Source organism: Kitasatospora sp. NPDC048545, assembly GCF_040651155.1.
Taxonomy (GTDB): Bacteria; Actinomycetota; Actinomycetes; order Streptomycetales; family Streptomycetaceae; genus Kitasatospora.
On record NZ_JBEZIQ010000191.1, the window covers coordinates 1 to 1,030 of the forward strand.

1 rRNA gene is annotated in these 1,030 nt (G+C 55.8%); it reads left to right on the forward strand.

Going from position 1 to position 1,030, the window contains the following annotated elements:
* Positions 1 to 1,028, forward strand: a 23S ribosomal RNA gene (locus AB0D10_RS46435); the annotation flags it as partial.
* Positions 1,029 to 1,030 lie beyond the last annotated feature (2 nt).

Sequence of the window (1,030 nt, forward strand, 5' to 3'; positions counted from 1 at the left end):
GGCGAAGCTGAGAACTTAAGCGCCAGTAAACGGCGGTGGTAACTATAACCATCCTAAGGTAGCGAAATTCCTTGTCGGGTAAGTTCCGACCTGCACGAATGGCGTAACGACTTCTCGACTGTCTCAACCATAGGCCCGGTGAAATTGCATTACGAGTAAAGATGCTCGTTTCGCGCAGCAGGACGGAAAGACCCCGGGACCTTTACTATAGCTTGATATTGGTGTTCGGTTCGGCTTGTGTAGGATAGGTGGGAGACTGTGAAGCAGCAACGCCAGTTGTTGTGGAGTCGACGTTGAAATACCACTCTGGTCGTGCTGGATGTCTAACCTGGGTCCGTGATCCGGATCAGGGACAGTGTCTGGTGGGTAGTTTAACTGGGGCGGTTGCCTCCTAAAGGGTAACGGAGGCGCCCAAAGGTTCCCTCAGCCTGGTTGGCAATCAGGTGTTGAGTGTAAGTGCACAAGGGAGCTTGACTGTGAGACTGACGGGTCGAGCAGGTACGAAAGTAGGGACTAGTGATCCGGCGGTGGCTTGTGGAAGCGCCGTCGCTCAACGGATAAAAGGTACCCCGGGGATAACAGGCTGATCTTCCCCAAGAGTCCATATCGACGGGATGGTTTGGCACCTCGATGTCGGCTCGTCGCATCCTGGGGCTGGAGTAGGTCCCAAGGGTTGGGCTGTTCGCCCATTAAAGCGGTACGCGAGCTGGGTTTAGAACGTCGTGAGACAGTTCGGTCCCTATCCGCTGTGCGCGTAGGAGTGTTGAGAAGGGCTGTCCCTAGTACGAGAGGACCGGGACGGACGAACCTCTGGTGTGCCAGTTGTCCTGCCAAGGGCATGGCTGGTTGGCTACGTTCGGGAGGGATAACCGCTGAAAGCATCTAAGCGGGAAGCCTGCTTCGAGATGAGCACTCCCACCTCCTTGAGAGGGTAAGGCTCCCAGTAGACGACTGGGTTGATAGGCCGGATATGGAAGCCCTGTAAGGGGTGGAGTTGACCGGTACTAATAGGCCGAGGGCTTGTCCTCAG